We start from the raw sequence: 26,166 nt of genomic DNA, 5'->3' as shown, positions 1-26,166 counted from the left end.
GGCAACGATGGCGATTGTCGCGGTCCCGCGCGGATGGCCCCGCCGCAGTCGCCCAGGCCGCCTCCCTTGGGGTTTCCCTGGCTGCGAGGGATGAGGGTAGATGGTTGACGTTTCAACTATTGATTCCTAAAGTGGTGCGATGCGCATCACCTGCATCGGCGGCGGTCCGGCCGGCCTCTACTTCGCCCTGTTGATGAAGAAGGCCGACCCGGCTCACGAGGTCCGGGTGCTGGAGCGCAACCGCGCGGGCGACACCTTCGGCTGGGGCGTGGTGCTGTCGGACCAGACCGTGGACGCCCTGCGCGAGGCCGACCCCGAGACGGCCGGGCAGATCGCCGACGCCTTCAACCACTGGGACGACATCGCCGTGCACATCGGCGGCCGGCGCATCGTCTCGGGCGGCCACGGCTTTTGCGGCATCGGCCGCAGGAAGCTGCTCAACATCCTGCAGGAGCGCGCCCAGGCGCTGGGCGTCGAGCTGGCCTACGAGACCGACGTGGCCGACGACGCCGGCCTGGACGCCGACCTCGTCATCGCGGCCGACGGCCTCAACAGCCGCATCCGCCAGAAGTACGCCGCCACCTACCAGCCTGACATCGACCTGCGCCGCTGCCGCTTCGTGTGGCTGGGCACGACCCGTCTCTTCGACGCCTTCACCTTCGACTTCCAGCGCACCGAGTGGGGCTGGTTCCAGGCGCATGCCTACCGCTTCGACGCCACGCACTCCACCTTCATCGTCGAGACGCCCGAGGAGGTCTGGCGCGCGGCAGGCCTGGAGGCCATGGGCAAGGCGGAGGGCATCGCCTTCTGCGAAAAGCTCTTCGCCGGCGTGCTCGACGGCCATCCGCTGATCTCCAATGCCGCTCACCTGCGCGGTTCGGCGCAGTGGATACGCTTCCCGCGGGTGGTGTGCCGGACCTGGGTGCACCGCCGCGCCGAGGACGGCGTGCCCGTCGTGTTGATGGGCGACGCCGCCCACACGGCCCATTTCTCCATCGGCTCGGGCAGCAAGCTGGCCCTGGAGGATGCCATCGCGCTGGCGCGGGACATCCAGGCCCACCCGGGCGACCTGGCCGCTGCGCTGCAGGCCTACGAAGCCAGCCGCAGCGTCGAGGTGCTGCGCATCCAGAACGCCGCGCGCAACTCCACCGAATGGTTCGAGAACGTCGAGCGCCACGCGCGCCTGGCGCCCGCGCAGTTTGCCTACTCGCTGCTGACGCGCTCGCAGCGCATCTCGCACGAGAACCTGCGGCTGCGCGATCCGCGCTACGTCGGCGATTTCGAGCGCTGGCTGGCCAACCGCAGCGGCGTGGACGCCCAGGTGCCGCCGATGTTCACGCCCTTCACGCTGCGCGGCCTGACGCTGAAGAACCGCGTCGTCGTCTCGCCCATGGCCCAGTACAGCTGCCAGGACGGCGTTCCCGGCGACTATCACCTCACCCACCTCGGCGCCCGCGCCCTCGGTGGTGCCGGCCTCGTCTTCGCCGAGATGACCTGCGTGTCGCCCGAGGCCCGCATCACCCCCGGCTGCCCGGGGTTGTGGAGCGACGAGCAGGGGCGGGCCTGGCAGCGCATCGTCGACTTCGTCCACCGCAACAGCGGCGCGAAGATCGCGATGCAGCTCGGCCATGCCGGCCCCAAGGGCTCGACCTGCGTGCCCTGGGACGGCGGCGAGGACCAGCCCCTGCCCACCGGCGGCTGGCCGCTGGTGGCGGCGAGCGAGCAGCAATACCTGCCTGGCGTCAGCGCCACCGCCCGGGCCATGACTCGGGCCGACATGGACCGGGTGCGCGACGATTTCGTCGCCGCCACGCGCCGCGCGGCCGAGGCGGGCTTCGACCTGCTGGAGCTGCACTGCGCCCATGGCTACCTGCTGTCGAGCTTCATCTCGCCGCTGACCAACCGGCGCACCGACGGCCACGGCGGCTCGCTGGAGAACCGGCTGCGCTACCCGCTGGAGGTCTTCGCCGCAATGCGCGCTGCCTGGCCCGAGGAGCGGCCGATGTCGGTGCGCTTCTCGGCCCACGACTGGGTGCCGGGCGGCACCACGCCCGAGGACGCCGTGCACATCGCCGCCGCTTTCAAGGCCGCGGGGGCGGACCTCATCGACGTGTCCTCCGGCCAGGTCAGCAAGGCGCAGAAGCCCGTCTACGGCCGCATGTGGCAGACGCCCTTCGCCGAGAGCATCCGCAACCGCGTGGGCATCGCCACCATGGCCGTGGGCGCCATCTCCGAGGCCGACCATGTCAACAGCATCGTCGCGTCAGGCCGGGCCGACCTCTGCGCCATCGCCCGGCCTCACCTGGCCAACCCGGCCTGGACGCTGACCGAGGCCGCGCGCATCGGCTACGCCGGGCCCGTGGGCCTGGCATGGCCGGTGCAGTACCTGTCGGGCAAGGCCCAGCTCGAACGCGAGTTCGAGCGCCAGCGCGCGGGCAGCGTGGCCGCCGCCGAGCAGGCCAACCGGGCGCTGGGCGTATGAGGCCGCTGCACGCCGTGGTGACGGGCGGGGGCAGCGGCATCGGCGCCGCGGTGGCCCGGCGGCTGCTGGCCGACGGCCTGCGCGTGACACTGATGGGCCGCAGCCTGGAGAGGCTGCTGGCGCAGCAGGCGGCGCTCGGCGACGTGGCCGTGCAGGCCTGCGACGTGGCCGACGAGGACGGCGTGACCGACGCCTTCGCGGCCGTCGGCGAAGTGGACGTGCTCGTCAACAACGCCGGCCAGGTGGAGACGGCGCCCCTGGCGCGCACCTCGGTGGAGCTCTGGCAACGGATGCTCGGCGTCAACCTCACCGGCAGCTTCCTGTGCAGCCGCGCCGTGCTGCCCGGCATGCTGGCGCGCCGCCATGGCCGCATCGTCAACATCGCCAGCACCGCGGCGCTGAAAGGTTATGCCTACGTTGCCGCCTACTGCGCCGCCAAGCACGGCGTGCTCGGCCTCACGCGCGCCCTGGCGTTGGAGGTGGCGGCCATGGGCGTGACGGTGAATGCCGTCTGCCCCGGCTACACCGAGACCGACATCGTCGCCGCGGCCGTCGACAACATCGTCGCCAAGACCGGCCGCACGGCGGAGCAGGCGCGCGCCGAACTCGCCCGGGCCAATCCGCAGGGCCGCTTCATCCAACCCGAGGAGGTGGCCGGCACGGTCGCCTGGCTGGTGGGCAATGCGGCGGTGAACGGCCAGGCCATCGCCGTCTGCGGCGGGGAGACCTCGTGATGAACGCGGACCTCGACCTCGAGACCCGCCTCTCGGCCGACGACCACCAGGCCCTCAAGCTCTGGCTGCGGTTGCTCTCGTGCACCACCCGCATCGAGGATCTAATCCGCCAGCGCCTGCGCCAGGAGTTCGGCACCACGCTGCCGCGCTTCGACCTGCTGGCCCAGCTGGAGCGCCACCCCGACGGGCTCACCATGCGCGAGCTGTCCAGGCGGCTGATGGTGACGGGCGGCAACGTCACCGGCATCACCGACCAGCTCGAAGCCGAAGGCCTCGTCCTGCGCGAGACGCGCTCGGACGACCGCCGCAGCTTCATCGTCAAGCTCACGCCCCAGGGGCGGCGCCAGTTCAAGCGCATGGCCACCGTCCATGAGGCCTGGATCGTCGAGCTCTTCGCCGGCTGGTCGCCGGCCCAGAAGAGCCAGGTCCACGAGCTGCTCGCCCACCTCAAGACGCACCTGAAGGACATCGCATGACGCCCCACCTGGCATCGGGCAACCGGCAGACCCTCGCCGGCTTCGCGCCGCAGCACTTCGGCTGGCAGCAGCAGGGCGCCGTGGGCGTCGTCACGCTGGACCGGCCCGAGCGCAAGAACCCGCTCACCTTCGAGTCCTACGCCGAGTTGCGCGACCTCTTCCGTCGCCTGGCCTACGTGGACGAGGTCGGCGCCATCGTGCTGCACGGCGCCGGCGGCAACTTCTGCTCGGGCGGCGACGTGCACGAGATCATCGGCCCGCTCACCGGCATGGCCATGCCCGACCTGCTGGCCTTCACCCGCATGACGGGCGACCTGGTCAAGGCCATGCGCGCCAGCCCCCAGCCCATCGTGGCGGCCATCGACGGCGTGTGCGCCGGCGCGGGCGCCATCCTGGCGATGGCCTCGGACCTGCGCGTGGGCACCTCGCGCAGCAAGACGGCCTTCCTCTTCGCGCGGGTCGGGCTGGCGGGCTGCGACATGGGCGCCTGCGCCATGCTGCCGCGCATCGTGGGCCAGGGGCGAGCGTCGGACCTGCTCTACACCGGCCGCAGCCTGGGCGGCGACGAGGCGCTGGCCTGGGGCTTCCTCAACCGTTTGGTGGCGCCCGAGCAGCTGCAGGGCGAGGCCACGGCCTGGGCCGCCGAGATCGCCGCCGGCCCGGGCTTCGCTCACGCCATGACCAAGCGAATGCTGCACCAGGAGTGGTCCATGGGCGTGGACGAGGCCATCGAGGCCGAAGCCCAGGCCCAGGCCATCTGCATGATGACGCGGGACTTCCACCGCGCCTACGAGGCCTTCGTGGCCAAACAGAAGCCGGTCTTCAAGGGGGATTGAGATGAAGTCCGAACAAAGCCACAGAGGCACGGAGGCACAGAGGCGGCGGGATGGAGGTCTCTCTGTGACTCTGTGCCTCTGTGGCTGTGTTTCCTTGGGGCTGCCTCGGCAACCGGAGTTCGCCTGACATGCAGCACCTCGACTGGCCCTTCTTCGATGACCGGCACCGCGAGCTGGCGGCTTCGCTGGACGCCTGGTGCGCGGACCACCTGCGTGTGGCCCACGCCGCCGACGTCGATGCGCAATGCCGCGCCCTGGTGGCCCAACTGGGCGCAGCCGGATGGCTGCACCACGCCGTGGCCGGCGAGGGCGAGGCCCTCGACACGCGCGCCCTCTGCCTGATCCGCGAGACCCTCGCCCGGCATGACGGCCTCGCGGACTTCGCCTTCGCGATGCAGGGCCTGGGCTCGGGTGCCATCTCGCTGCAGGGCACGCCCGAGCAGCGCGCGCGCTACCTGCCGCGCGTGGCCCGCGGCGAGGCGCTGGCGGCCTTCGCCCTTTCCGAGCCCGAGGCCGGCTCCGACGTGGCCGCGATGCAGTGCCGCGCCGTGGCCGATGGCGACGACTATCTCCTCGACGGCGAGAAGACCTGGATCAGCAACGGCGGCATCGCCGACTTCTACGTGCTCTTCGCCCGCACCGGCGAGGCGCCGGGCGCGCGGGGCATCAGCGCCTTCATCGTCGATGCCGGCCTGCCGGGCTTCGAGATCGCGGAGCGCATCGACGTGATCGCGCCCCATCCGCTGGCGCGGCTGCGCTTCACCGGCTGCCGCGTGCCGCGCAGCCAGATGCTGGGCACGCCGGGCGAGGGCTTCAAGGTGGCCATGCGCACGCTGGACGTGTTCCGCACCTCGGTCGCCGCCGCGGCCCTGGGCTTCGCCCGCCGCGCCCTGCAGGAGGGCCTGGCTCAGGCGCAGTCACGGCCGATGTTCGGGGCCCGCCTGGCCGACCTGCCGCTGACGCAGGCCAAGCTCGCCGACATGGCCTGCACCGTGGACTCGTCGGCCCTGCTGGTCTACCGCGCCGCCTGGCTGCGCGACCAGGGCCGCACGATCACGAAGGAAGCCGCGATGGCCAAGCTCATGGCCACCGAAGGCGCCCAGCGCGTCATCGACGCGGCCGTGCAGCTCTTCGGCGGGCGCGGCGTGCGCCGCGGCGAGGTCGTCGAGTCCCTCTACCGCGAGATCCGTGCGCTGCGCATCTACGAGGGCGCCAGCGAAGTCCAGCAACTCATCATCGGCCGCGAGTTGATGAGATGAATCCAAACAAAGCCACAGAGGCACAGAGACACAGAGGCAGCGGGATGACAGTCCCTCTGTGCCTCTGTGCCTCTGTGGCTGTGTTCATTGGCTGTTGAAGGAGTCTCGATGCATCCCAGCGCCCACGTCGACACCTTCGCCCGCGACCACCTTCCGCCGCAGGACCAGTGGCCCGAGTTGCTGTTCGACCTGCCCGAGCTCCAGTTCGGGCCGTGCCTGAACGCGGCGACCGAACTGCTGGACCGCTGGGTCGAGCAGGGTCTCGGCGACCGCCCCTGCGTGCAGGGGGCCGGCCTGCGGTGGAGTTATGCCGAGCTGCAGGCCGAGGCCAACCGCATCGCCAACGTCCTCGTGCAAGAACTCGGTGTCGTGCCGGGCAACCGCGTGCTGCTGCGCGGCGCCAACACGCCCCAGCTCGCGGCCTGCTGGTTCGCCGTCGTCAAGGCCGGGGCCATCGCGGTGGCCACCATGCCGCTGCTGCGCGCGGGCGAGCTGGGCAAGGTCATCGCCAAGGCCGAGGTCAGCCACGCGCTGTGCGACGCGGCCCTGGCTGACGAGCTGCTGGCGGCGCAGGCCCGGCACCCGGTGTTGCGCCAGGTCTGCCTGTTCCGCAGCGCCGCGCCGGACGGCCTGGAGGCGCGGTCCGCCCGCCAGCCGGCCCGCTTCGCCAACGTCGACACCGCCAGCGACGACTGCGTGCTGATCGCCTTCACCTCGGGCACCACCGGCCAGCCCAAGGGCACGATGCACTTCCACCGCGACGTGCTGGCCATCTGCCGCTGCTGGCCGCCGCACTGCCTGCAGGCCGGCGCCAGCGACGTCTTCATCGGCAGCCCGCCGCTGGCCTTCACCTTCGGCCTCGGCGGCCTGCTGCTCTTCCCGATGAGCGTGGGCGCGTCGACCGTGCTGCTGGAGAAGGCCTCGCCCGAGCTGCTGCTGGCGGCCATCGTCGAGCACCGGGCCACGGTCTGTTTCACTGCGCCCACGTCCTACCGCGCCATGGCGGCCCAGGTGGCGCAGCATGACGTCTCGTGCCTGCGCAAATGCGTCAGCGCGGGCGAGGCCCTGCCGGCCGCGACGCGGGCGCTGTGGAAGCAGGCCACCGGCATCGAGCTGATCGACGGCATCGGCGCGACCGAGCTGCTGCACATCTTCATCTCCCACACCGAGGCGACGGCCAAGCCGGGGGCCACCGGCCGGCCCGTGCCGGGCTACCAGGCCTGCATCCTCGACGACGCCGGTCGCCGCCTGCCGCCGGGCCAGGTCGGGCGCCTCGCCGTGAAAGGCCCCACCGGCTGCCGTTACCTCGCGGATGAGCGGCAACTCCAGTACGTGCACGACGGCTGGAACCTGACCGGCGACGCCTACCTGGTCGACGCCGACGGCGACTACGTCTACCAGGCCCGCACCGACGACATGATCATCTCCGGCGGCTACAACATCGCCGGCCCCGAGGTCGAGGCGGCGCTGCTCAGCCACCCGGCCGTGGCGGAATGCGCCGTCATCGGCGTGCCCGACGAGGAGCGCGGCCAGCTCGTCAAGGCCTTCGTGGTGCTGCGCGAGGGCCAGGGCGGCGACGTGAAGGCACTGCAGGACCACGTCAAGGCCACCATCGCGCCCTACAAATACCCCCGGGCCATCGAGTTCCGCGCCAGCCTGCCGCGCACCGAGACGGGCAAGCTGCAGCGCTTCAAGCTGCGCGAGGCGCCGTGATGGCCGATGGCATCGCCTTCCAGCGCGAGCAGCTCGTGCGCTTCGGCCACTGCGACCCGGCCGGCATCGTCTTCTATCCCCGCTATTTCGAGATGCTCAACGAGCTGGTCGAGGACTGGTTCGCCCAAGGCCTGGGCCTGCCGTTCGAGCAACTGATCGGCCAGCGGCGCCTCGGCCTGCCCACGGTCCACCTGGACACCCGCTTCAGGCGCATGAGCCGCCAGGGCGACCGGCTGCTGCAGCGCCTGCGCCTGCGGCGCGTGGGCGGCAGCTCGCTGGCCCTGACCGTGAGTTTCGACGGTGACGACGGCACCCGGGTCGAGTTCGACCAGGTGCTGGTGTGCACCTCGCTGGACACGCACGCCGCCTGCCCGCTGCCCGACGACCTGCGTGCCGCGCTGGCGCGCGCCGAGGAAACGCCATGACCCACAAACAGATCCTCCAGCCCGCCGGCTGGGCCGCACCCCGCGGCTATGCCAACGGCGTCGCTGCCAGCGGCCGGCAGATCTTCGTCGCCGGCCAGATCGGCTGGAACGAGCGCTGCGAATTCGACAGCGACGACTTCATCGCCCAGGTGCGCCAGGCCCTGCTCAACGTGCGGGCCGTGCTCGCCGAGGCCGGCGCGGGCCCCGAGCACATCGTGCGCATGACCTGGTACCTCGTCGACAAGCGCGAATACCTCGCCCGCGGGCGCGAGGTGGGCCAGGCCTACCGCGAGGTGATGGGCCGCGACTACGGCATCGCGATGAGCGCCGTGCAGGTGGCCGCGTTGATGGAGGATCGCGCCAAGGTCGAGATCGAGGTCACGGCCGTGGTGCCGGGCTGACAGTCGCCGGTCGCGGCGGCGCGCGGCCAGCGCAATGCGTCACGCCTGGCCCCGGTTTGCGCCCGGGCCGCGCCGGGCTGCGTGTGAACATGGCCCGACCCCCAGCTCCTCGGCGCCACCATGTTCCATCCTCCGGGCCGTGCGGCCGCCCTCGTCCTGTTGCTTTGCGCTGGCGCCGCCCAGGCCGACAAGTGGCTGTCCATCGACAAGGCTTCCGGCCAGGGCGTCTACGTCTGGGACTCCGGCATGCGCTACGAAGGCGGCGTGGTGCAGGGCAAGCGCCAGGGGCGCGGCGTGCTGACCTGGCCCGACGGCCGGCGCTTCGAAGGTGTCTTCCTCAAGGACGAGATGACCATGGGCCGGCTGCGCTACCCCAGCGGTCAGGTCTATGACGGCGACTTCTCCAACGGCAAGCGCGCCGGCCGCGGGGTGCTGACCGAGGCCGACGGCGCCCGCTTCGAAGGCCAGTTCGCCAATGATGAACCGGAGAAGGGCGTGCGCGTCCTGGCCGACGGCAAGCGCTACGACGTCGACCTCTCCATGGTCACCGGCCGCAAGACCGGGCCGGGCGTGCTGCAGCAGTTCAACGGTGACCGCTACGAGGGCGACTTCGTCGCCGGCCGCATCGAGGGCCAGGGGCGCATGAGCTATGCAAACGGCCAGACCTACGCTGGCGGCTTCCTCAACGGTCGGCGCGCCGGCCGGGGCGTCTACACCTGGCCGAGCGGCCAGCGCTACGACGGCGAATGGCAGAACGACCGCTACCACGGTGCCGGCACCCTGGCCTACGCCGACCGCTCGCGCTTCGAGGGCCAATTCGTCGACGGCCAGCTCGCCAAGGGTGTGACCATCAAGGCCGACGGCAGCCGGGTCGAGGTGGACCGGGAGTTCGCGACGGCCCGGCGCACCGGGCGCGGGGTGGTCACGGGCACCGACGGGCGGCGCTATGAAGGCGACCTGGTGGCCGGCAAGTACGAGGGCCAGGGCGTGCTCGTGATGGCCAATGGCACCCGCTACGAAGGCCAGTTCGCCCAGGACCAGTTCCGCCAGGGGCGGGTGGTGTACGCCAATGGCCAGGTCTACGAGGGCGGGGCCGACGCGGAGGGCCGCCTCGACGGCCCGGGCGTCTACCGTTTCCCGTCCGGCACGGTCTACGAGGGCGAGTTCAAGGCCGGCAAGTTCCATGGCCAGGGCCGCATGAAGGAGCCGGACGGCAGCGTCTTCGAGGGCCGCTACGTCGAGAACGCGACGGCCAAGGGCGTGCAGACCCGACCCGACGGCCGACGCATCGACGTGGACCTGGAGTTCGCCGTCGACAAGAAGACGGGCAACGGCGTGACCGTCGGTGTCGACGGCCAGCGCTACGAGGGCGAGTTCGTCGAGGGCCGGCGCCATGGCCGCGGGGTGCTCAGCTTCGCCAACGGCGAGCGCTTCGAGGGCGAGTTCGCCGACGGGCAGAAGCTCAGGGGGCGCTACAGCTTCGCCAGCGGTCAGGTCTACGAAGGCGGCTTCGACGCCAAGGGCCAGCGCTCGGGGCCGGGCGTGTTCACCTGGCCCAGCGGCCAGCGCTACGAGGGCGAGTTCCTGGCCGGCCAGTTCTCGGGCCACGGCAAGCTCAGCTTCAAGGACGGCGGCTACTACGAGGGCGAATTCCTCAACGACAAGTACAACGGCAAGGGCGTCTACCAGTACGCCAGCGGCGCGCGCTACGAGGGTGATTTCGTCGATGGACTGCGCAGCGGACAGGGCGTCATGGTGGAGGACAGCGGCTCGCGCTACGAGGGCGGCTTCCTCGCCGGCAAGCGGGCCGGCTTCGGCCGCGAGCGCTACGCCGGGGGCCAGGCCTACGAGGGCGGCTATGTCGACGGCAAGCGCTCGGGCCAGGGCGTCTACACCTGGCCCGACGGCACCCGCTACGAAGGCGAGTGGGTCAACGGCGAGCAGCACGGCTACGGCGTCACCACCTGGGCCGATGGCGACCGCCACGCCGGCCAGTACATCGACGGCAAGCGCCAGGGGCCGACGGAGATGGCCGCCCGCAAGGCCGAGTCCGAGTCCTCCTCCTCCGACAACGGCAAATGGGTGGCCGGCCTGATCGGCGCGGCCATCATCGGCAAGGCGCCGGGCCTGAGTTCGGCCGAGAAGGTGCGCATGGCCAGCGGCTTCATCTCCGACGTGGCCACCGACGGCCAGGGCCGGGGCATCCAGGCCGCCGGGGCCGACATCCAGGCCGCCCGCAACCAGAGCGCCGCCGTGCAGCAGGCCATGCTGGAGCAGCAGCGCCGGGCCGCGGAACTGCAGCAGGCCCGGGCTCGCGCCGAGGCCGAACGCCGCGAAGCCCAGGCGGCGCAGCAGCGGTCCGCGGCCCAGTCCTCCCCGTCCGCACAGACGGCGACAGCCCGCGCCGCCGCGGCGCCGGGCGGCATGACCGTGGCCTCGGCGCAGACCGCCCAGGCCCAGGCCGCCCAGCAGCGCGAGCAGGAGGCCCTGCGCCAGAAGCAGGCGCAGGACAAGCTCGCCGCCGATCGGCTCGCACAGGAGAAGGCCGCGCAGGAGAGGCTGGCCGCCGAGAAGCTGGCCCAGGAAAAGGCGGCGCAGGAGAAGGCAGCCCGCGAGGCCGCCCGCAAGGCCGAGCAGGAGGCGGCGCGCCTGGCCAAGGAGAAGGCCGCGGCCGAGGAGGCCCGGGCGGTCACCGACTACCTCGATCAGCTGCGCCGCGGCACGCGGCTGGCCGCGCGCCACTGCCCCGATGGCAAGGGCAGCTACTACGTCGAAGGCCTACGGCCGCGCATCAAGCCCGAGAAGGTGTCCTGCGTGGACGTGCACTACGAGGCGCTGTGTCCGGGCCAGGTCCAGGGCAACGGCGTGCGCGGCGTCGCCAAGAACTTCACCGGCCTGGCCACCGACTGCTTCATGGGCGACTCGGTGGAGATCAGCCCGACGCCGTCCTGCCCCGTGAAGGAGGTGCGCGTGGAGGTGAGGGACGTGCGGGGCTGCGGCGACTGACGGAGCCCATCGCCTCGGCGGGATCAGGCCTTGGCTAGGCCGACGCGCACTTGCGCACGGTGTCCAGCGTCCGCGTCGTGATGTCCGTGCCGAACTTGCGTTCGATCAGGCTCATGAAGCTCGGCGCCTTGGGACCGGGGATGTAGGCGGCCAGCACCTCCGAGCCGATGACGGCCAGGATGCTGGCGCCGTCCTTCTCCAGGGGCAGGGCGAGGCGGGTGTCGGCCGGGCTGCCGAGGAAGGTGATGACGCGCTTGGCCGCCGCGGGCAGCTCGAAGGGGGCGAAGGGATCGGCCTCCAGCAGCTCCTGCAGGTAGGCGGCCCGGCGGACGATGGTGCGGAAGCTGCGGCCGAGCGACGCCTGCATGGCCCTCTCGGCGCGCCGCTCCAGCGCGCTCGCCGACGACGAGCGGGCGTTGAAGACGACGTTGCCGCTGGACAGCAGCGTTCGCACTTCGCCGAAGCCCTCGGCCTCGAAGCAGGCCCTGAGTTCCGGCATGCGGGCGTTCATGGGGCTGACCCCGCGGAGGAAGGCAACGTATCGGGGCATGGCGTGCGGTTGCGTCAGGGTGGGGCAGCAGGGCCCGCCGGGCCTCGCTGCTCGAACGCTGCGATTCTGGCGCCCTCCGCCCGCCCGCGCATCCATGCGCTCGAAAGTCTCGTCAGGCGACGGCAAAAAAGGGCGGCAGCCGTTGCCGGCTGCCGCCCCAGCTGCCGTCAGGCCGCCGCCAGCGCTGCCCGGGCGGGCAGCTCGGCGTAGTGGCTCAGCTGCATCGTGAACTGCGCCCGCCCCGAACTGAGGGCGCGCAGCTGCCCGATGTAGCCGAACATGCGCTCCAGCGGCACGTGGGCCGTCACGACGACCGCGTTGCCGCGGCTGTCCTGGCCCTGCACCTGGCCGCGCCGGCGCAGCAGGTCGCCGATGACGTCGCCCAGCGACTCCGCGGGCGTGATGACCTCGACGGCCATCACCGGCTCCAGCACCACGGGCGCCGCCTTCAGCGCGGCCTCGCGCAGGGCCGCCCCGGCCGCCAGCTCGAAGGCCATGGCCGAGGAGTCGCGCACGTGGTGGCTGCCGTCGACAAGCACGGCCTCGAAGTCCACCAGCGGGTAGCCGGCCACGGGCCCCGCCTGGGCCGCGCGGCGAATGCCGGCCTCGACCGCCGGGATGAACTCGCGCGGAATGGCGCCGCCCACCACCGTGCTCTCGAAGCGCAGGCCCGCGCCGCGCGCCAACGGCGCCACGCGCAGCGTCAGCTCGGCGAACTGGCCCGGGCCGCCGCTTTGCTTGCGGTGCACATGGCGCACCTCGGCTGGCGCCGTGATGGTCTCGCGGTAGGCGACCTGCGGCCGGCCGACGGCCACGTCCACGCCGAAGCGCGAACGCAGCTTCTCGACGGCGACTTCGAGCTGCAACTCGCCCATGCCGGACAGCAGCGTCTGGCCCGAGTCCACGTCCTGGCGCAGGCGCAGCGACGGGTCCTCGCGGACGAGCACGGCCAGCCCCTTGGCCAGGGCGGCCGTGTCGGCCTGGGCCTTGGCCTCGATGGCGAGGTCGATGACGGCCTCGGGCACCGCAATGCTTTCGAGCACGGGCGCGTCCTTGCGGTCGGCCAGCGTGTGGCCGGTCAGCACGTCCTTGAGGCCCACGATGCCCGCGATGTCGCCCGCGACGAGCGCCTCGCGTTCGACGCGGCGGTCAGCATGGATCTCGTACAGGCGCGCCACCCGCTCGGCCTTGCCGGTGCTGGCGTTCCAGACCGTGTCGCCGCGCTTGAGGCTGCCGCTGTAGACGCGCACGAACACCATGGCGCCGTGGTCGTCGGCGGTCAGCTTGAAGGCGAGGGCAGACAGCGGGCCGCCAGGCGTGACGGCGCCCGGAGCTTCACCCGGAGCGGGCAGGTAGGCGACGACGGCGTCCAGCAGCGGCTCCACGCCGCGGTTGCGGAAGGCCGAGCCGGCGAGCACGGGGACGACGTCGCCGGCCACCGTGGCCGCGCGCAGGCCGGCGCGCAGCGCCTGCACCGAGGGCTGCCGGCCTTGCAGCCAGGCGTCGAGCAAGGCGTCGTCGCGTTCGACTACGGCTTCCACCAGGCGCGATCGCGCGGCCCGGGCGGCATCCAGCAGCTCGGGCGGGATCTCGGTGACGCGGGGCGGCGCCGAGGCGTCGTCGCGCTCCCAGACGAGGGCCTGCAGTTCGAGCAGGTCCACGACGCCGCGGACCTCGCCTTCGGCGCCGATGGGCAGCTGCAGCGGCAGCGCGTTGGCGCCGAGGCGCTCGCGCATCATCGCCACGACGCGCCCGAAGTCGGCGCCGGCGCGGTCGAGCTTGTTGACGAAGGCAATGCGGGGCACGCGGTAGTCGTCGGCAAGGCGCCAGTTGGTCTCGGTCTGCGGCTCCACGCCGGCGACGCCGTCGAAGACGACGACGGCCCCGTCGAGCACGCGCAGCGAACGCTTGACCTCGATGTTGAAGTCGATGTGGCCGGGCGTGTCGATGAGGTTGATCTGCGTGCCCTGCCAGTGCACGGTGGTGGCCGCACTGTGGATGGTGATGCCGCGCGCGCGTTCCTGGGGGTCGAAGTCCATCGTCGTGCTGCCGTCGTGCACTTCGCCGATGCGATGGTTTTCGCCCGTGTAGAACAGGATGCGTTCGGTGGTCGTGGTCTTGCCGGCGTCGACGTGGGCGATGACGCCGATGTTGCGCAGGTTGCGGAAGGTGTTCGAGTTCATGTGGGTTCCTGTTTCGGGTGGTGTGGCCAGCCCGTGGAGGACCCACGGGGCTAGCGCGAATGCAAGACGCCGAAGCGCGCACGCGACAGGCAGGGCCGAGCCGCGCTCCGGCGCTCGGGAATCGTGGCGATCAGCTTGTCGAAGGTGCGCATGCGCATGTGGAAACTCGCAGTCAGGAAAAACAAAACCCCGGGAGGTGCGAGCCTGCCGGGGTGGTGGGGACCGGAAGGCAGCGGGCGCCTTCCGAACACGGTCGAAGGGCGCTCAGGGGCTGAGGCGGGCTTGGACGGTGGGGTTGAGCTTCATGATGGGTGCGATTGTCCGCGGGGTGCAACGGCCTTGTGGCGTGTGGGGAAATCTGGTGGCGGCGGGGTGGGCTTCAAGGCCTGTGGCAGGCATGAGCCTCTTCACTGTCCTGTGCCGCTTTCGTGCCACTGCCAGATGTCCGCGACATCGACGGAGATGGCGTTCTCCGCCGTCTTGATCATGACGCGCTTGACGGCATCTTTGGACGGAATCGCCTGCGTGTGGGACATCGCGATTGGCGTGATGACCTGGAGAGAAGGTCCGTGGGGCGGCACGGCCTCGAAGGAGAGCTCGAGGCAACCGTCCCTGATTGGGCTTGCCACCAGGATCGGCTCCGACCATTGGGAAGTCGGCACCCGGCCGCGAGCCACGACGGTCAAGTCGAACGGCCTCTTGATGACCACGGCTTGATCCACTTCCATCACCTGCCTGGTTGCCATCTTTCTCTCCCTTGACTCGTTGAATTGACCCGCTCAGGGACTTCGCCGGGGAAGCGCAGGCCAGTGTAGGACGCAGGAAACCAGTCGCATCCACAAGACTGTGGAGACGCGCTGTCGCTCATGCCCTCAGCGGCGTGGCCGCCAGCTGCGCCGTCGAAGCGTTGCGGTAGGGCGCGCACAGTTGCTCGACGTAGGCCTGGTGGCCGGGCAGGCCGGCCACGGTGCGGGAGACCTTGAGCTGGATGTCGCCGAGGAAGTTCGTCAGTTCGGCGGGGCCCATCAGGTCGGCCACGGGGTGGTAGCCCTGGGGCTGGATGCCCTGGCCCATCATGACCTGGATCCAGGAGTTGGGCGCGAAGAGTTCGTCGCTGGGGTGGAAGACCCGGGCGCTTTCGCGGAAGAGCTCGATGCGGTGGCGCAGCGTGGCGGGCACCTGCATTTCGCGCACGTGGCGCCACAGCTCGGAGTCGGTGCGCTCGTTGGCGTGGTAATGCAGGACGATGAAGTCGCGGATGTGCTCGAGCTCGCGCTGCGACTGCTGGTTGAACTCGTCGACGTCGGCCGGCTTGATGCCGCCGGCCGGGAAGAGCTGCATCAGCCGGATGGCCGAGCGCTGGATGAGGTGGATGCTGGTGGACTCCAGCGGCTCGATGAAGCCGCTGGCCAGGCCGACGGCGATGCAGTTGCGCTCCCAGACCTTGTGGCGCTGTCCCGGCAGGAACTTGATGACGCGCGGCTGGATCAACAGTTCGCCTTCGACGTTGCGCTTGAGCACCTCGGGCGCGTCGGCGTCGCTGAGCAGCTTGCTGCTGTAGACCAGGCCGTTGCCCACGCGGTGCTGCAGCGGGATGCGCCACTGCCAGCCGAAGGGGTGGCAGATGGAGCGGGTGTAGGGCCAGGCCTCGCGCACCGAGGCGGTCTGCACGGCCACGGCGCGGTCGCAGGGCAGCCAGTGCGACCAGTCTTCGTAGCCCACGCCCAGGGTCTCGCCGAGCAGCAGGGAGCGAAAGCCCGTGCAGTCGATGAAGAGCTCGCCGTCGATGCGGCTGCCGTCCTGCATCTGCAGGGCGGTGATGTCGCCGGCCTTGCCGTCGGGGCCGTCCTGCAGCACGGCGGCGATCTTGCCCTCGATGCGCTGCACGCCGTGGGCCTCGCTCATGGCGCGCAGGTATTTGGCGTAGCGGCCGGCGTCGAGGTGGTAGGCGTAGTTCAGGCCGTTGCGCGGCAGGTGGGCGAAGCGGTTGGCGTGGGCGGCGACCGTCTCGGGGTTGTAGTCGGTGTAGGGGCGGGCGATGCCCTCGGCGCGGCCCTTGAGCCAGAAGTGCTGGAAGCCGGCGCTCCAGTGGTCGGTGCCGGTGGTGCCGAAGGAGTGGAAGTAGTCCTGGCCGATGTTCTTCCAGCCCTCGAACTGGATGCCGAGCTTGAAGGTCGCGTTGGTGGCGGCCATGAACTCGGGCTCGTTGATGCCGAGCAGGTTGTGGAAGGTGTGCAGGGCCGGGATGGTGGCCTCGCCGACGCCGACGGTGCCGATCTCCTCGGACTCGACGAGCTTGATGTCGAGCTGGCGGCCGAGCAGCTTGCTCATCAGGGCGGCCATCATCCAGCCGGCGGTGCCGCCGCCGGCGATGACGATGCGGCGCATGGGCTTGTGGGCGGACGTGTTCATCATCGTTTGAGCTGGTTCAGGAGTTGGGTGCGCGCCTGGCGCGACAGGGTCTCGTCGATGGGGCCGAGCAGGCCGCGGGCGGCCTCGGGGATGTGGGCCCAGGTCGCGTCGTCGGCGGCGAAGACGAAGTGCTGGAGGTGGTGCTGCCAGATGCGGCGCTCCTTCTCGGGCAGGTCGCGCAGCGTCAGCAGGGCCAGGTGAAGGGCGTTCAGCGGGGAGTCCACGTACCGCGGCGTCTGCCGCCACCAGGCGTTGATGAGCAGGTTGACCGGTGCCAGCCCCTCGACGTGGTGGAACCACATGCTGGGGATGAAGAGGGCGTCGCCCGGCTCCAGCTCGGCGGCCTCGCCGGCCGCGAGCGCCTCGGCGAAGCGCGGGAAGCGCTCGAAGTCGGGCGCCGCGAAGTCGACGAGGCTGACGGGCTGTCCGGCCGGCGTGGGGTCGAGCGGGCCCATGTAGAGGTTGTGGATCTGCTCGGGCGGGAAGAGGGTGAAGCGGCGCCGGCCGGCGGCCACGACGGCGAGGTTGTCCGGCAGGTCGTAGTGGGCGGCGATGCGGGTGCGGTTGCCCAGCCACAGGCTCACGAGCGCGTCGCGGGTGCCGAGGCCCAGGCGGTTGGCGTCGAGGAAGCCGGGCAGCACGGCGTCCACCGTGGTGGAGCCGACGTAGAGCGCGGGAGGCTCGGCGGTGCCGGCCAGGCCGAGCAGGCCGGCGAGCACCTGGTCCAGCGTGGCGATGTGGCGCGTGAAGTTGAAGCCGGTCAGCGTGTCGTCGCTGTAGAAGGCACGGCCTGCGGCCTCGGGCGGCATCTGGAAGAGGCCGACGCGCATGCCGTTGTAGAGGCCGATGAGATAGCGGGCCAGGGCGTCGTCGGACTCGCGTGCCGCCTGCACGACGGGCCAGTGCGCGAAGCCGCCGCGCACGAGCCAGGGCCGCTCGGCCGCCAGCAGTTCGGCCGGCAGGTCGTCCGGGTCGAAGGGGCCGGTCCAGGTGGGGATGTCGCGCATGTCGGTCAGCTGTGGGTCAGCGCTCGGATGCTGGCGGCGGCAGGCTGCCACAGAGGCCCAGAGACACAGAGAGATCACCGGATCGCCGCGGATGCGCCATCTCTCTGTGCCTTTGTGTCTCTGTGGCCGTGTTCTGCGTCGCGACGGCTCAGCCGCCCGCCACGCGCCGGTTGGCGCGCTCCACCAGGCCGGGCAGTTGGGCCAGGGACGCCAGCTGCATGTAGATGGGCAGCAGGTGGCCCTCGCGTTGCAGGGCCTCGAGGGCGGCACCTGGCAGCGCGGCCAGGCGCTCCTCGTGGATGGTGTAGAGGCCGGCCAGCCGGCCCTGCTCGCCGTTGGACAGCTCGATGTCGAGGGCGAAGGGTTCGAGCAGCTGGTGGCCGGTCAGCGCCTCGATGAAGGCCGGCAGGCGCTGTGCCTGGGCATGCAGGTGCTCCATCAGGCCGACGACATGGTCCAGGTAGTCGCTGTGGCCGCCATGGGGCATGAAGACGGCAGTGCCGACCTCGCCTTCCTCGGGCCGCACGATGCGCGGGCTGTCGAGGTCGACGTGCAGCTGCAGGCCCTCGGCACCGCGGCCGATCATGAAGGGATCGCGCTGCAGCGCCATGGGCACGACCGGCGCGTCCCAGCCCGCTTCCGTCAGGAAGAGGTTCTGCTCCTCCTCCAGGCCCAGCAGCACGATGGGCTGGAAGCCCGCGCCGCCGTCCACGTGCTGGAAGACGATGGGGAAGTGGGCCTGCAGCTGGCGGAATTCGGCGGGCAGGGCGAGGGCCGACTGGCGCGCATCGCCGAGGGCGGCGGAGCGTTCGGTGCGCACGCGCAGGTGGCGGTGGGTGACGTTGTCGAGAAGGGCGGGGCGGGTCATGGGTGCAGGATGTGGTCGATGAGGGCGCGGTGCCCGGGCAACCCCGGCACGAGGCGCCGGGCCTGGCGGGCGGCCTCGTCGAAGCAGGCCCGGCCGGCCTCCAGTGTGTGCGCAGACGCGTTGGCAGGCTCTGGGCGGAAACCCATGCCGTAGAGGACGTATTGATAGCTGGCCGCCGGGAAAACCTCGTCGATGCGGCCGAAGTCGTGCCGCGCGGGCGGGCGCAGCTTCCACATCGGCAGCAGCTCGCGCAGCCGCACGGGCCAGGTGGCGGGGTCGCGGTGGGCGCGCCAGTAGTCGCTGTCGTCGCGGCGGCTCAGGGCGTAGTGCAGCTTCAGGAAGTCGATGACGCGGGACCAGCGGTAGCCGAAGTCGTCGTTGAAGCGGCGGGCGACGGTGTCCATGGATGAGCGCGTCATGGGCAGCTCGTCGCACAGCCGCGAGGCGGACAGCTCGACGAGGGCCAGGGCCGAGGCCTCCAGGGGCTCGATGAAGCCGGAGGACAGGCCGATGGCCACGCAGTTGCGCACCCAGAACCGCTCGCGGTAGCCGGGGTCGAAGCGGATGGCGCGCGGCGCCGGGCGCTCGGTCGGCGCGCCGGTGGCGTCGAGATAGGCCGCCAGGGCGGCCTGGGCCTCGTCGTCGCTGGCGTGGGCGCGCGAGTAGACGGCGCCGACGCCGCGGCGCATGGGCAGGCCGATGTCCCAGATCCAGCCCTTGGCCCAGGCCGTGGCGATGGTGCAGGAGGCCAGCGGCGCGTCGGGCGCCGCGTAGGGCACCTGCACCGCCAGCGCGGCGTCGTTGAAGAGGACCTCGCGCTCGCTCCTGAGCGGCACGCCGAAATGCTGGCCGATCAGCCGGGCCGCGAGGCCGGAGCAGTCGACGAAGAGGTCGGCCTCCAGCCGGCCATGACCGCGCGTCTGCAGGGCGGCGATGTCGCCGTCGTCGCGGGCCAGCACCGCATCGACATGGTCGACGACGTGGCGCACCCCCAGGCGCGACACCGCGTGCTCGCGCAGGGCCTGGCCGAAGAGGCCGGCGTCGAAGTGATAGGCGTAGTTGGCGACGGCGGCGAACTCGGGTGTCTGCGGCTGCTTGGGCGCGCGGCCGGCGTCGATCAACTGCGGGGAGGGGCTGGCCAGGTGGGCGAAGGGGCGGCCGGCGGGGTCGGCCAGCCAGGCCGGCACGACGTCGACGTCGCCGTGGCCGACGGGCAGCATGAAGGGGTGGTCGTAGCGGTCTCCCGCGCTGCCGGCCTCGCCGCGCATCCAGCCCTCGAAGCGCGACCCCTGCTTGAAGGACACGTGGCAGCGGCGCACGAAGTCGGCCTCCGACAGGCCGATGCGGCGCAGGGTGTCGCGCATCGACGGCCAGGTGCCTTCGCCGACGCCGATGGGCGGGGCCTCGGTGGACTCGACCAGGGTGACCTTCAGGCCGCCCTGCGGGCCGCCGTGCACGGCGGCCAGCAGGGCGGCCACCAGCCAGCCGGCTGAGCCACCGCCGAGCACGACCACTTCACCCAGCCTGTCTTCCACGATCCTCTTCCCGGAAACAAAAAGGGCCGCTTGCGCGGCCTCGCCAAGTGGCGAACAAGGGCGGCACCCCAGAGAGCAAGCGCCGCCGAACCAGACTGTGACCCAGCCTCAGAACTTGTAGCGCGCGCCGATCATGACGCGGCGGCCGAGCTGGGTGACCGAGCCGATCTGATTCTCCGTCCGCATGTGGGTGCGGGTGTACTCGTCGGTCAGGTTGATGGCCTCGAGTTGGAAGGTCAGGTTCTTGTTGAAGTTGTAGCCCAGGCTGATGTCGACCTGGCCATAGGGTTCCACGTACAGCGGCTGGGCGCCGTCCGTGCCGCCGTAGTTGGCGGCCAGGTACTTGCCACGCCAGTTGTAGGCCACGCGGGCGCTGTAGGTCGCGTCCTCGTAGAAGCCGACGACGTTGCCCGAGTCGCCCAGGCCGACGAGGGCGAACTGCGCACCGACGAGGCCGTCCTTGAAGGCCAGGCCGGAACGCACGCGGGTGTAGTTGACCGAGGCGCCGAAGCCGTTGCTGAAGGTGTGCTGCGCATTCAGCTCGATGCCGTTGAGGCTGGCCTTGCGGCTGCTGTTGGCCTGGGTGGCGAGCTTGAACACGAGGGCGGGGTCGGAGGCCTGCGCGGTGATCACCTTGTTGGCCACGTCCACGCCCGGCGCGTTGGGGAAGTTGGCAAAGATGTAGTCGCGGATGCAGCCGGAGTCGGTCAGCGCGCAGCCGCCGGCGCTGATGGCCTGGTTGTACATCGTGCCGCCCACCGGCGTGTGCAGGTCGAAGGGCGTCGCGTTGGCGATGACGGACTCGATGTAGTTGGTGATCGACTTGTGGAAGTAGCTCGCCGAGATGTAGCTGCCCTTGCTGTAGTAGTGCTCGGCGGAGAAGTCGATGTTGCGCGACTTCAGCGGCTTCAGGTCGGGGTTGCCGACGGAGCCTTCGCCGCCGTTGATGCGGGCCAGGCCATTGAGCGTCTGGCCGCCCTGGATGGCTGACCAGCCGGGCCGGCCGATGGTCTGGCCGTAGCTCAGGCGCAGCTTGGTGTCGGGCGTCACGTCGGCGGCGATGTCCAGCGAGGGCAGGAAGTAGCCGTACTTGCCCGAGCGGGAGGCGCTGCGCGTGCCGTTGAAGGTGATGGGCAGCTCGTTGGCGGAGACCCAGCGCACGGTCGTCGGGATGGACTCGACGCTCGGCGAGTTGACCTTGGTGCGCTCGTAGCGGGCGCCCAGGGCGGCCTCGAAGGGCACGCCCCACTCCCAGCCGGTGTTGTACTGGGCGAAGAGGGCCTGCGACTTCTCCGTCGTGCGGTAGTCGTCCTTGAAGTCGAAGGAGGCCTTCAGCAGCGCGTCCGAGCCCAGCGCCTTGATGGCGGCGTTGCGCAGGTCGTCGAAGTTGAAGACGAACATCTGGTTGTACAGGCGCGGGTCGTTGGAGCCCGGGATGCGGCTGAAGTACTTGCTGACGGAGTCGGCATGCCAGATGTCGTCGGGCATGGCGGCGGGGCCGCCCGCGGCGCCGCCGCCCCAGGTGTCGCGCTGCACGTTGGCGAAGGCGGAGCGGTTCTTGACGTTGGTGAGCGACAGGCCGAAGTCCAGGTTGCTGTCGGCGTCGATCTTCCAGTTGCCCCGGGCCTGCACCTGGTCCACCTGGTTGCGCTGGTAGCTGTTGCCGAACACCGAGCCCTGCAGCTCCTGCAGCGCGGGGTTGAGCGGCGCGTTGGCGATGCTCAGCACGGGGAACTTGTTGCTGAAGTCGACGAAGGTGTCGCCGCGGTTGAGCGAGGCGGTGCCCATGGTGACGCTGGTGCCCAGCGGGTCTGCGGCGCCGGAGGTGGCCGTGGAGTGGTGGGCGTCGAGGTCGAAGTTCAGCGCGTCGGTGGCCTTCCACTTCAGGTTCAGGCCGAGCGACTGGTTCTTGTTCTTGGTGCGGATGCGCGACGCGCCCATGGCGACGTCGGAGTTCGTCATGTGCTCGCCGTAGATGATGGGCGAGGAGATCGGGCCCGGGCTGTATTCGCCGAACTGGCCGCCGAAGTTGAACCAGGCCGAGATGTCGTTGCGGGTCTGACGGAACTTCTGCTCGGACATCGTGTAGTCCAGCGTGCCCACCAGTTCCTTCACCGGGCGGAACTGCAGCACGAGCTGGCCGTTGAGCCGCTCGCGGTGGATGCCCGTGAACGAGTAGTTCATGTTCTGGGGCACGCTGTAGATGTCGGTCGCGCCGGGCCGGTTCTTGACCTCGGGGGCCGGGTTGGGCAGCGGGCCCCAGCCGCTGTCGCTGCCCTTGAAGGTGTGCCAGCCGCTGCTGACGTTGGCCTGGTTGTAGCCGGAGTCGCGCTCCTGGTAGCTGCCGATGAGGGCGATGCCGAACTTGCCGTCGGCGAGCTGGGTGCTGTAGATGCCCGACAGCTCGGGCGTGACGTTCTTGCCCTTCTCGGGGTCGGGCAGGCGCTGGGCCGACTGGTCCTTGACGAGCTTGACGCCGACGCTGGCGATGGTCTCCTTGCTGTCGAAGGGCCGGGGCGTGCGGATGTTGATGGTGGCGCCCATGCCGCCGGTGGGGCTGCCGGCGCGGCTGGTCTTGTAGACCTCCAGGGCCGACACGCCTTCGGCTGCGAGGTTGGAGAAGTCGAAGGAGCGCGAGCTGGGTGCGCTGCCGTCCACGTTGGAGCCCGGCATCTGGCGGCCGTTGAGCAGCACCAGGTTGAAGTCCGGGCCCATGCCGCGCACGGTGACCTTGGTGCCTTCGCCGTTGGCGCGGTCGATGGACACGCCGCTGATGCGCGACATGGCTTCGGCCAGGTTGGTGTCGGGGAACTTGCCGATGTCCTCCGCGACGATGCCGTCCACCAGGCCGGAGGCCGAGCGCTTGAGGTTGACCGAGGTCTCGAGGCTGCGGCGGATGCCGGTCACGACGACGGTTTCGAGCTGCTGGCTTTGCGGCGCGCTGGCGGCCGTGGCCGGCGCGGCAGCGGTTTGCGCCTGGGCTGCAGCGCCCGCGAACAGCAGGCTGCTGGCGGCGGCCAGGCGGGTGAGGCGAAGGGCAGGGCTAGGCTGTCTCATTCACGTGTCTCCAGAGTTGTGATCTTGTCGTGGCGCCCTGGATGGGCTGAAAGCGCTTTCAAGAATACGGTATTGGCAGCGCTTTCAACCTAGGCATCACCCTTGGTTGCGGCGTTAAGGCAACGCGTGGCCATCAAGGAGATGCCGTACCCGGATGTCCTCCGGCGACGCGGGGCGGATCGCGCTCCTGGGGGCGGAACCGCGTTTTGAGCGTCCGGGGGTCGATCGGGGTTGAAAAGCGACGAAACCGTGAAGCGACTGAAAGCGCTTTCAGTTCATCATGCAGCGCTGCGCCGGATGGCGGCCACATGGTTTACCCGAGGCGGGCAACAGCGGACGGCGTGCCGTCAGCGCTGCATGCGCCGGGTGCTCTCGCGCACCACCAACTCGGGCTGGGGCAGTTCCACCTTGGGCGTGGTGCCGCGCAGCAGGCCGAGCATGGCCGTGGCCGCCTCGCTGCCGATCTCGTAGACCGACTGGCGCACGGTGGTCAGCGGGGGCATGGAATAGCGCGCCATGATGAGGTCGTCGAAGCCGACGAGGGAGACGTCGTCGGGCACGCGCAGGTTGCGGCGGTGCAGGCCGAGGCAGGCGCCGATGGCCATCTGGTCGTTGGAGGCGAACAGGGCCGTGAAGTGGGCGTCGCGCTCCAGCAGGCGGCTCACGGCCAGCATGCCGCCGGCCTCGGTGAAGTCGCTCTGCACGATGAGATTGGCGTCCATGGCAATGCCGGCGGCCGCCAGCGCGTCGAGGTAGCCGTTCTGCCGCTCGACGGCGTCGTCATGGATGAGGTCGCCGGCGATGAAGGCGATGCGCCGGTGGCCCTGGTCGATGAGGTGCTGCGTGGCCGCGCGCGCACCGGCGCGGTTGTCGAAGCTGAAGCTGTAGAGCTGGGGCCCTTCGAGCTGGCGGCCGACGACGACGGTGGGCAGCCCGGCGGTGAGGCTCAGCAGGGCCTCGTCGGCCAGCCGGCCGGCGAGCACGATGATGCCGTCCACGCGCCGCGACAGCAGGGTCTCGATGGCCTTGCGCTCGTCCTCCTCGTGCCAGTTGCCCGAGACGAAGAGGGGCACGTAGCCGGCCTGCTCGAGCTCGCGCTCGATGCCGAGCAGGGCCTCGCCGTAGAAGGGGCTGGAGATGATCTGCGTGACGACGCCGACGGACAGAGTGCGCCCACCTGCCAGGCCGCGTGCCACCGGGTTGGGCCGGAAGCCCAGCGCCTGGATGGCGGCCTGCACGGCGTCCTTCTTGGCCTGGCTGACGGCGGCGGTGCCGTTGAGGATGCGTGAGACGGTGCTTGGCGAGACGCCGGCGGCCTCGGCCACCTGTTCCAGCGTGACGACGCCGTCCGGTCGCGTCGGCAGCGCTTTCTTGGCAGGTGGCGTCTTGTCTTTCATCGGTGCCCGAGTGTAGGGGCGGGCCCGAGGCGGGGTGTCACGATCCGGCCGCATGCAGCGCAGGCGCAAATGCAACCACGGAGGCACGGAGACACGGAGAGAAGGTTCTCCGTGTTTTCTCTGTGCCTCCGTGACTCTGTGGTGGGCTTGTCGTTCACAGCTTGGTGAACTTGATCCAGTTCAGATTCCACCCGCCCTGCTGGGCGAACACGCCGACGTTGTAGGTGCCCGCGTTGATGTTGACCGTGTGCGAGATGGTGGTCCAGTTCTGCCAGCCGCCCGTGGCGGGCACGCCGAGCTGGCCGAGCGGGATGCTGCCCGCGTTCAGGTCGAGCGACAGGGTGCCGCCGCCCACGCTCGCCACCCGGTACTCCACGCGGTAGGCGCCGCTGGTGGGAAAACTGATGGCGTTGTAGGCCATCCAGTCACCGGTATCGATCCACCCGACGTTCAGCCCGCCCTCGGTGCAGGCCTCGGTCTGCACGCCGGCCTGGGCGCTGAAGGACTCGGCCTCGACCTGCTGCGACCAGGCCGGCGCGGCCTTGGAGACGACGATGGACGTGGCCCGGTCGTTGAAGGCCTGGTCGACCAGGCAGCCGGTGTCGGCCGTGCGCACGACGCTGGCGCCGCTGAAGTTGTCGCCGTCGAAGAGCTGCACCTGGTAGCCGGCGGCGACGCGCAGCGACGACAGGTCGTTGTCCCGCACGCCGCGGGCCTGCAGTTGGGCGAGCGTGTAGCTGCCCTCGGGCAGGGCGGCCGCGTAGCCGGCGTAGTTGCAGTCCTGGTAGACGGTGGCCACGCCGCTGCCGGCCGGTGCATAGACGCGCACGTAGTCGACATACATCTTGGCCGGCAGCGCGGCGGTGTTGACGTTGAAGCCCGGCCAGTTGCCGCCGATGGCGAAGTTCAGCAGCAGGAAGAAGTCCTTCTGGAACTCCTCGGTGCCGTTGATGCCGCCGGCGATGTTGGCCTCGTGGTACTTGGTGCCGTCCACGTACCAGCGGATGGCGCTCGGGTCCCACTCGACGGCGTAGACGTGCCAGTCCGTCACCGTGGCGGCCGTGTTGCCGCCGTACTGGGCGTACTGGCCGTTGTTGTCCTGCCAGTGGATGGTGCCGTAGACCTTGTTCTCGTCGTTGACGTGTTCCATCACGTCGATCTCGCCGGAGGCCGGCCAGCCCACCTGCGGCAGGTTGGCGCCGAGCATCCAGAACGCCGGCCAGGCACCCAGGAAGGCCGGCAGCTTCATGCGCGCTTCCATGCGGCCGTACTTGAAGGTCTTGAGCCCCTGGGTCTTCATGCGCGCCGAGGTGTAGGCCGCACCGCCGAAGTCCTCGCGCCTGGCCGTGATGACGAGGGCGTTGTTCTCGATGGTGGCGTTCTCGCGGCGGTAGTACTGCAGTTCGTTGTTGCCCCAGCCGCCGGCACCGGTCTCGAAGACCCAGTCGGGGCCGATGCTGCCGTCGAACTCGTCGCTCCAGACGAGCTGCCAGCCCTGGGCCTGGGCGAGGCCAGCCGTGACGGCCAGCAAGCCGGCCAGCAGGGGCCGGATGAAGGAGGGAAGCAATTTTATGAGGTGTCTCCAGCTGTGGTGGGGGGGCTTGCTGCCTGTGTCGGCAACTTGAAAGCGCTTTCAGTGCGCGGCGAAAATTTAGGCGGACGACCGGCCACGTGGCAACACCGGCCTGTGCCCTAACGGAGGGACGGGTGGACCCGCAGGGGCGGGGACGTTGCTGCCACGTGGCGGGCGCGGTCGTCGCGCCCTCGGGCCTCGGCGGCCAGGAGAACTCGGTTACACCGCCGCCGGCTTCCGCGGAGGCGGGAC

The 26,166-nt window shown here is 70.5% G+C and carries 19 protein-coding genes; 9 read left to right on the top strand and 10 right to left on the bottom strand.

Features of this window, described 5'->3' with window-relative positions; translation table 11 throughout:
* Positions 1-139 precede the first annotated feature (139 nt).
* The 9 genes from LXT12_RS12240 (at position 140) to LXT12_RS12200 (ending at position 11,332) form a co-directional block, all read left to right on the top strand.
* The gene (locus tag LXT12_RS12240; protein WP_233392404.1) at positions 140-2,482 is read left to right on the top strand and encodes a bifunctional salicylyl-CoA 5-hydroxylase/oxidoreductase; all 2,343 of its coding nucleotides are present in this window, start codon (positions 140-142) and stop codon (positions 2,480-2,482) included.
* Entirely contained in the window at positions 2,479-3,216 is a 738-nt protein-coding gene (locus tag LXT12_RS12235) for an SDR family NAD(P)-dependent oxidoreductase (protein ID WP_233392401.1), read from the top strand. The genes LXT12_RS12240 and LXT12_RS12235 overlap by 4 nt, the downstream gene beginning before the upstream one ends.
* Positions 3,216-3,692, top strand: a complete 477-nt coding sequence (locus tag LXT12_RS12230) for a MarR family winged helix-turn-helix transcriptional regulator (RefSeq protein WP_233392399.1) — start codon at positions 3,216-3,218, stop codon at positions 3,690-3,692. Before LXT12_RS12235 ends, LXT12_RS12230 begins: the two co-directional genes overlap by 1 nt.
* Positions 3,689-4,528 carry an enoyl-CoA hydratase family protein gene (locus LXT12_RS12225; protein WP_233392397.1) on the top strand — a complete coding sequence of 280 codons (840 nt, stop codon included), beginning with the start codon at positions 3,689-3,691 and terminating at the stop codon, positions 4,526-4,528. Before LXT12_RS12230 ends, LXT12_RS12225 begins: the two co-directional genes overlap by 4 nt.
* A 128-nt stretch (positions 4,529-4,656) precedes the next feature.
* Positions 4,657-5,787 carry an acyl-CoA dehydrogenase family protein gene (locus LXT12_RS12220; RefSeq protein ID WP_233392395.1) on the top strand — a complete coding sequence of 377 codons (1,131 nt, stop codon included), beginning with the start codon at positions 4,657-4,659 and terminating at the stop codon, positions 5,785-5,787.
* A gap of 108 nt (positions 5,788-5,895) precedes the next feature.
* Entirely contained in the window at positions 5,896-7,500 is a 1,605-nt protein-coding gene (locus LXT12_RS12215; protein ID WP_233392392.1) for an AMP-binding protein, read from the top strand.
* A complete protein-coding gene (locus tag LXT12_RS12210) occupies positions 7,500-7,925 on the top strand; it encodes an acyl-CoA thioesterase (RefSeq protein WP_233392391.1) in 426 nt (141 codons plus the stop codon). Before LXT12_RS12215 ends, LXT12_RS12210 begins: the two co-directional genes overlap by 1 nt.
* Positions 7,922-8,326 (top strand): RidA family protein, encoded by a 405-nt coding sequence (locus LXT12_RS12205; RefSeq protein WP_233392389.1) that lies wholly within the window; start codon positions 7,922-7,924, stop codon positions 8,324-8,326. The genes LXT12_RS12210 and LXT12_RS12205 overlap by 4 nt, the downstream gene beginning before the upstream one ends.
* A gap of 120 nt (positions 8,327-8,446) precedes the next feature.
* Positions 8,447-11,332, top strand: a complete 2,886-nt coding sequence (locus LXT12_RS12200; RefSeq protein ID WP_233392388.1) for an MORN repeat-containing protein — start codon at positions 8,447-8,449, stop codon at positions 11,330-11,332.
* A 34-nt stretch (positions 11,333-11,366) separates the two neighbouring features.
* Here LXT12_RS12200 and LXT12_RS12195 read toward each other — a convergent pair whose 3' ends face one another.
* The 10 genes from LXT12_RS12195 to LXT12_RS12150 all read right to left on the bottom strand — a co-directional run bounded on the left by LXT12_RS12195 (position 11,367) and on the right by LXT12_RS12150 (position 25,908).
* The gene (locus LXT12_RS12195) at positions 11,367-11,882 is read right to left on the bottom strand and encodes a DUF1697 domain-containing protein (protein ID WP_255763584.1); all 516 of its coding nucleotides are present in this window, start codon (positions 11,880-11,882) and stop codon (positions 11,367-11,369) included.
* 167 nt (positions 11,883-12,049) lie between these two features.
* Complete coding sequence (fusA, locus tag LXT12_RS12190; protein ID WP_233392384.1) at positions 12,050-14,065, bottom strand: elongation factor G; 2,016 nt, start codon at positions 14,063-14,065, stop codon at positions 12,050-12,052.
* 407 nt (positions 14,066-14,472) lie between these two features.
* A complete protein-coding gene (locus LXT12_RS12185; RefSeq protein ID WP_233392382.1) occupies positions 14,473-14,811 on the bottom strand; it encodes a hypothetical protein in 339 nt (112 codons plus the stop codon).
* 118 nt (positions 14,812-14,929) lie between these two features.
* Complete coding sequence (locus LXT12_RS12180; RefSeq protein WP_233392380.1) at positions 14,930-16,480, bottom strand: tryptophan halogenase family protein; 1,551 nt, start codon at positions 16,478-16,480, stop codon at positions 14,930-14,932.
* Positions 16,477-17,484: a cupin-like domain-containing protein gene (locus tag LXT12_RS12175; protein WP_233392379.1), complete on the bottom strand. Its 1,008-nt coding sequence runs from the start codon at positions 17,482-17,484 to the stop codon at positions 16,477-16,479. The genes LXT12_RS12180 and LXT12_RS12175 overlap by 4 nt, the downstream gene beginning before the upstream one ends.
* Positions 17,485-17,632: 148 nt before the next feature.
* Positions 17,633-18,352: a SapC family protein gene (locus LXT12_RS12170; RefSeq protein WP_233392377.1), complete on the bottom strand. Its 720-nt coding sequence runs from the start codon at positions 18,350-18,352 to the stop codon at positions 17,633-17,635.
* Positions 18,349-19,887 (bottom strand): tryptophan halogenase family protein, encoded by a 1,539-nt coding sequence (locus tag LXT12_RS12165; protein WP_233392375.1) that lies wholly within the window; start codon positions 19,885-19,887, stop codon positions 18,349-18,351. Before LXT12_RS12165 ends, LXT12_RS12170 begins: the two co-directional genes overlap by 4 nt.
* Before the next feature lie 108 nt (positions 19,888-19,995).
* On the bottom strand, positions 19,996-22,944 hold the full coding sequence (locus LXT12_RS12160) for a TonB-dependent receptor (RefSeq protein ID WP_233392372.1): 2,949 nt from the start codon (positions 22,942-22,944) through the stop codon (positions 19,996-19,998).
* A 347-nt stretch (positions 22,945-23,291) separates the two neighbouring features.
* Positions 23,292-24,341 carry a LacI family DNA-binding transcriptional regulator gene (locus LXT12_RS12155; protein ID WP_233392370.1) on the bottom strand — a complete coding sequence of 350 codons (1,050 nt, stop codon included), beginning with the start codon at positions 24,339-24,341 and terminating at the stop codon, positions 23,292-23,294.
* 154 nt (positions 24,342-24,495) lie between these two features.
* Positions 24,496-25,908 (bottom strand): carbohydrate-binding protein, encoded by a 1,413-nt coding sequence (locus LXT12_RS12150; RefSeq protein ID WP_233392368.1) that lies wholly within the window; start codon positions 25,906-25,908, stop codon positions 24,496-24,498.
* Positions 25,909-26,166: the final 258 nt, after the last annotated feature.

Origin of the sequence: Pelomonas caseinilytica (assembly GCF_021353235.1) — a bacterium.
Taxonomy (GTDB): Bacteria; Pseudomonadota; Gammaproteobacteria; order Burkholderiales; family Burkholderiaceae_C; genus Pelomonas; species Pelomonas caseinilytica.
This window is presented reverse-complemented; position numbering and strand designations above follow the sequence as displayed.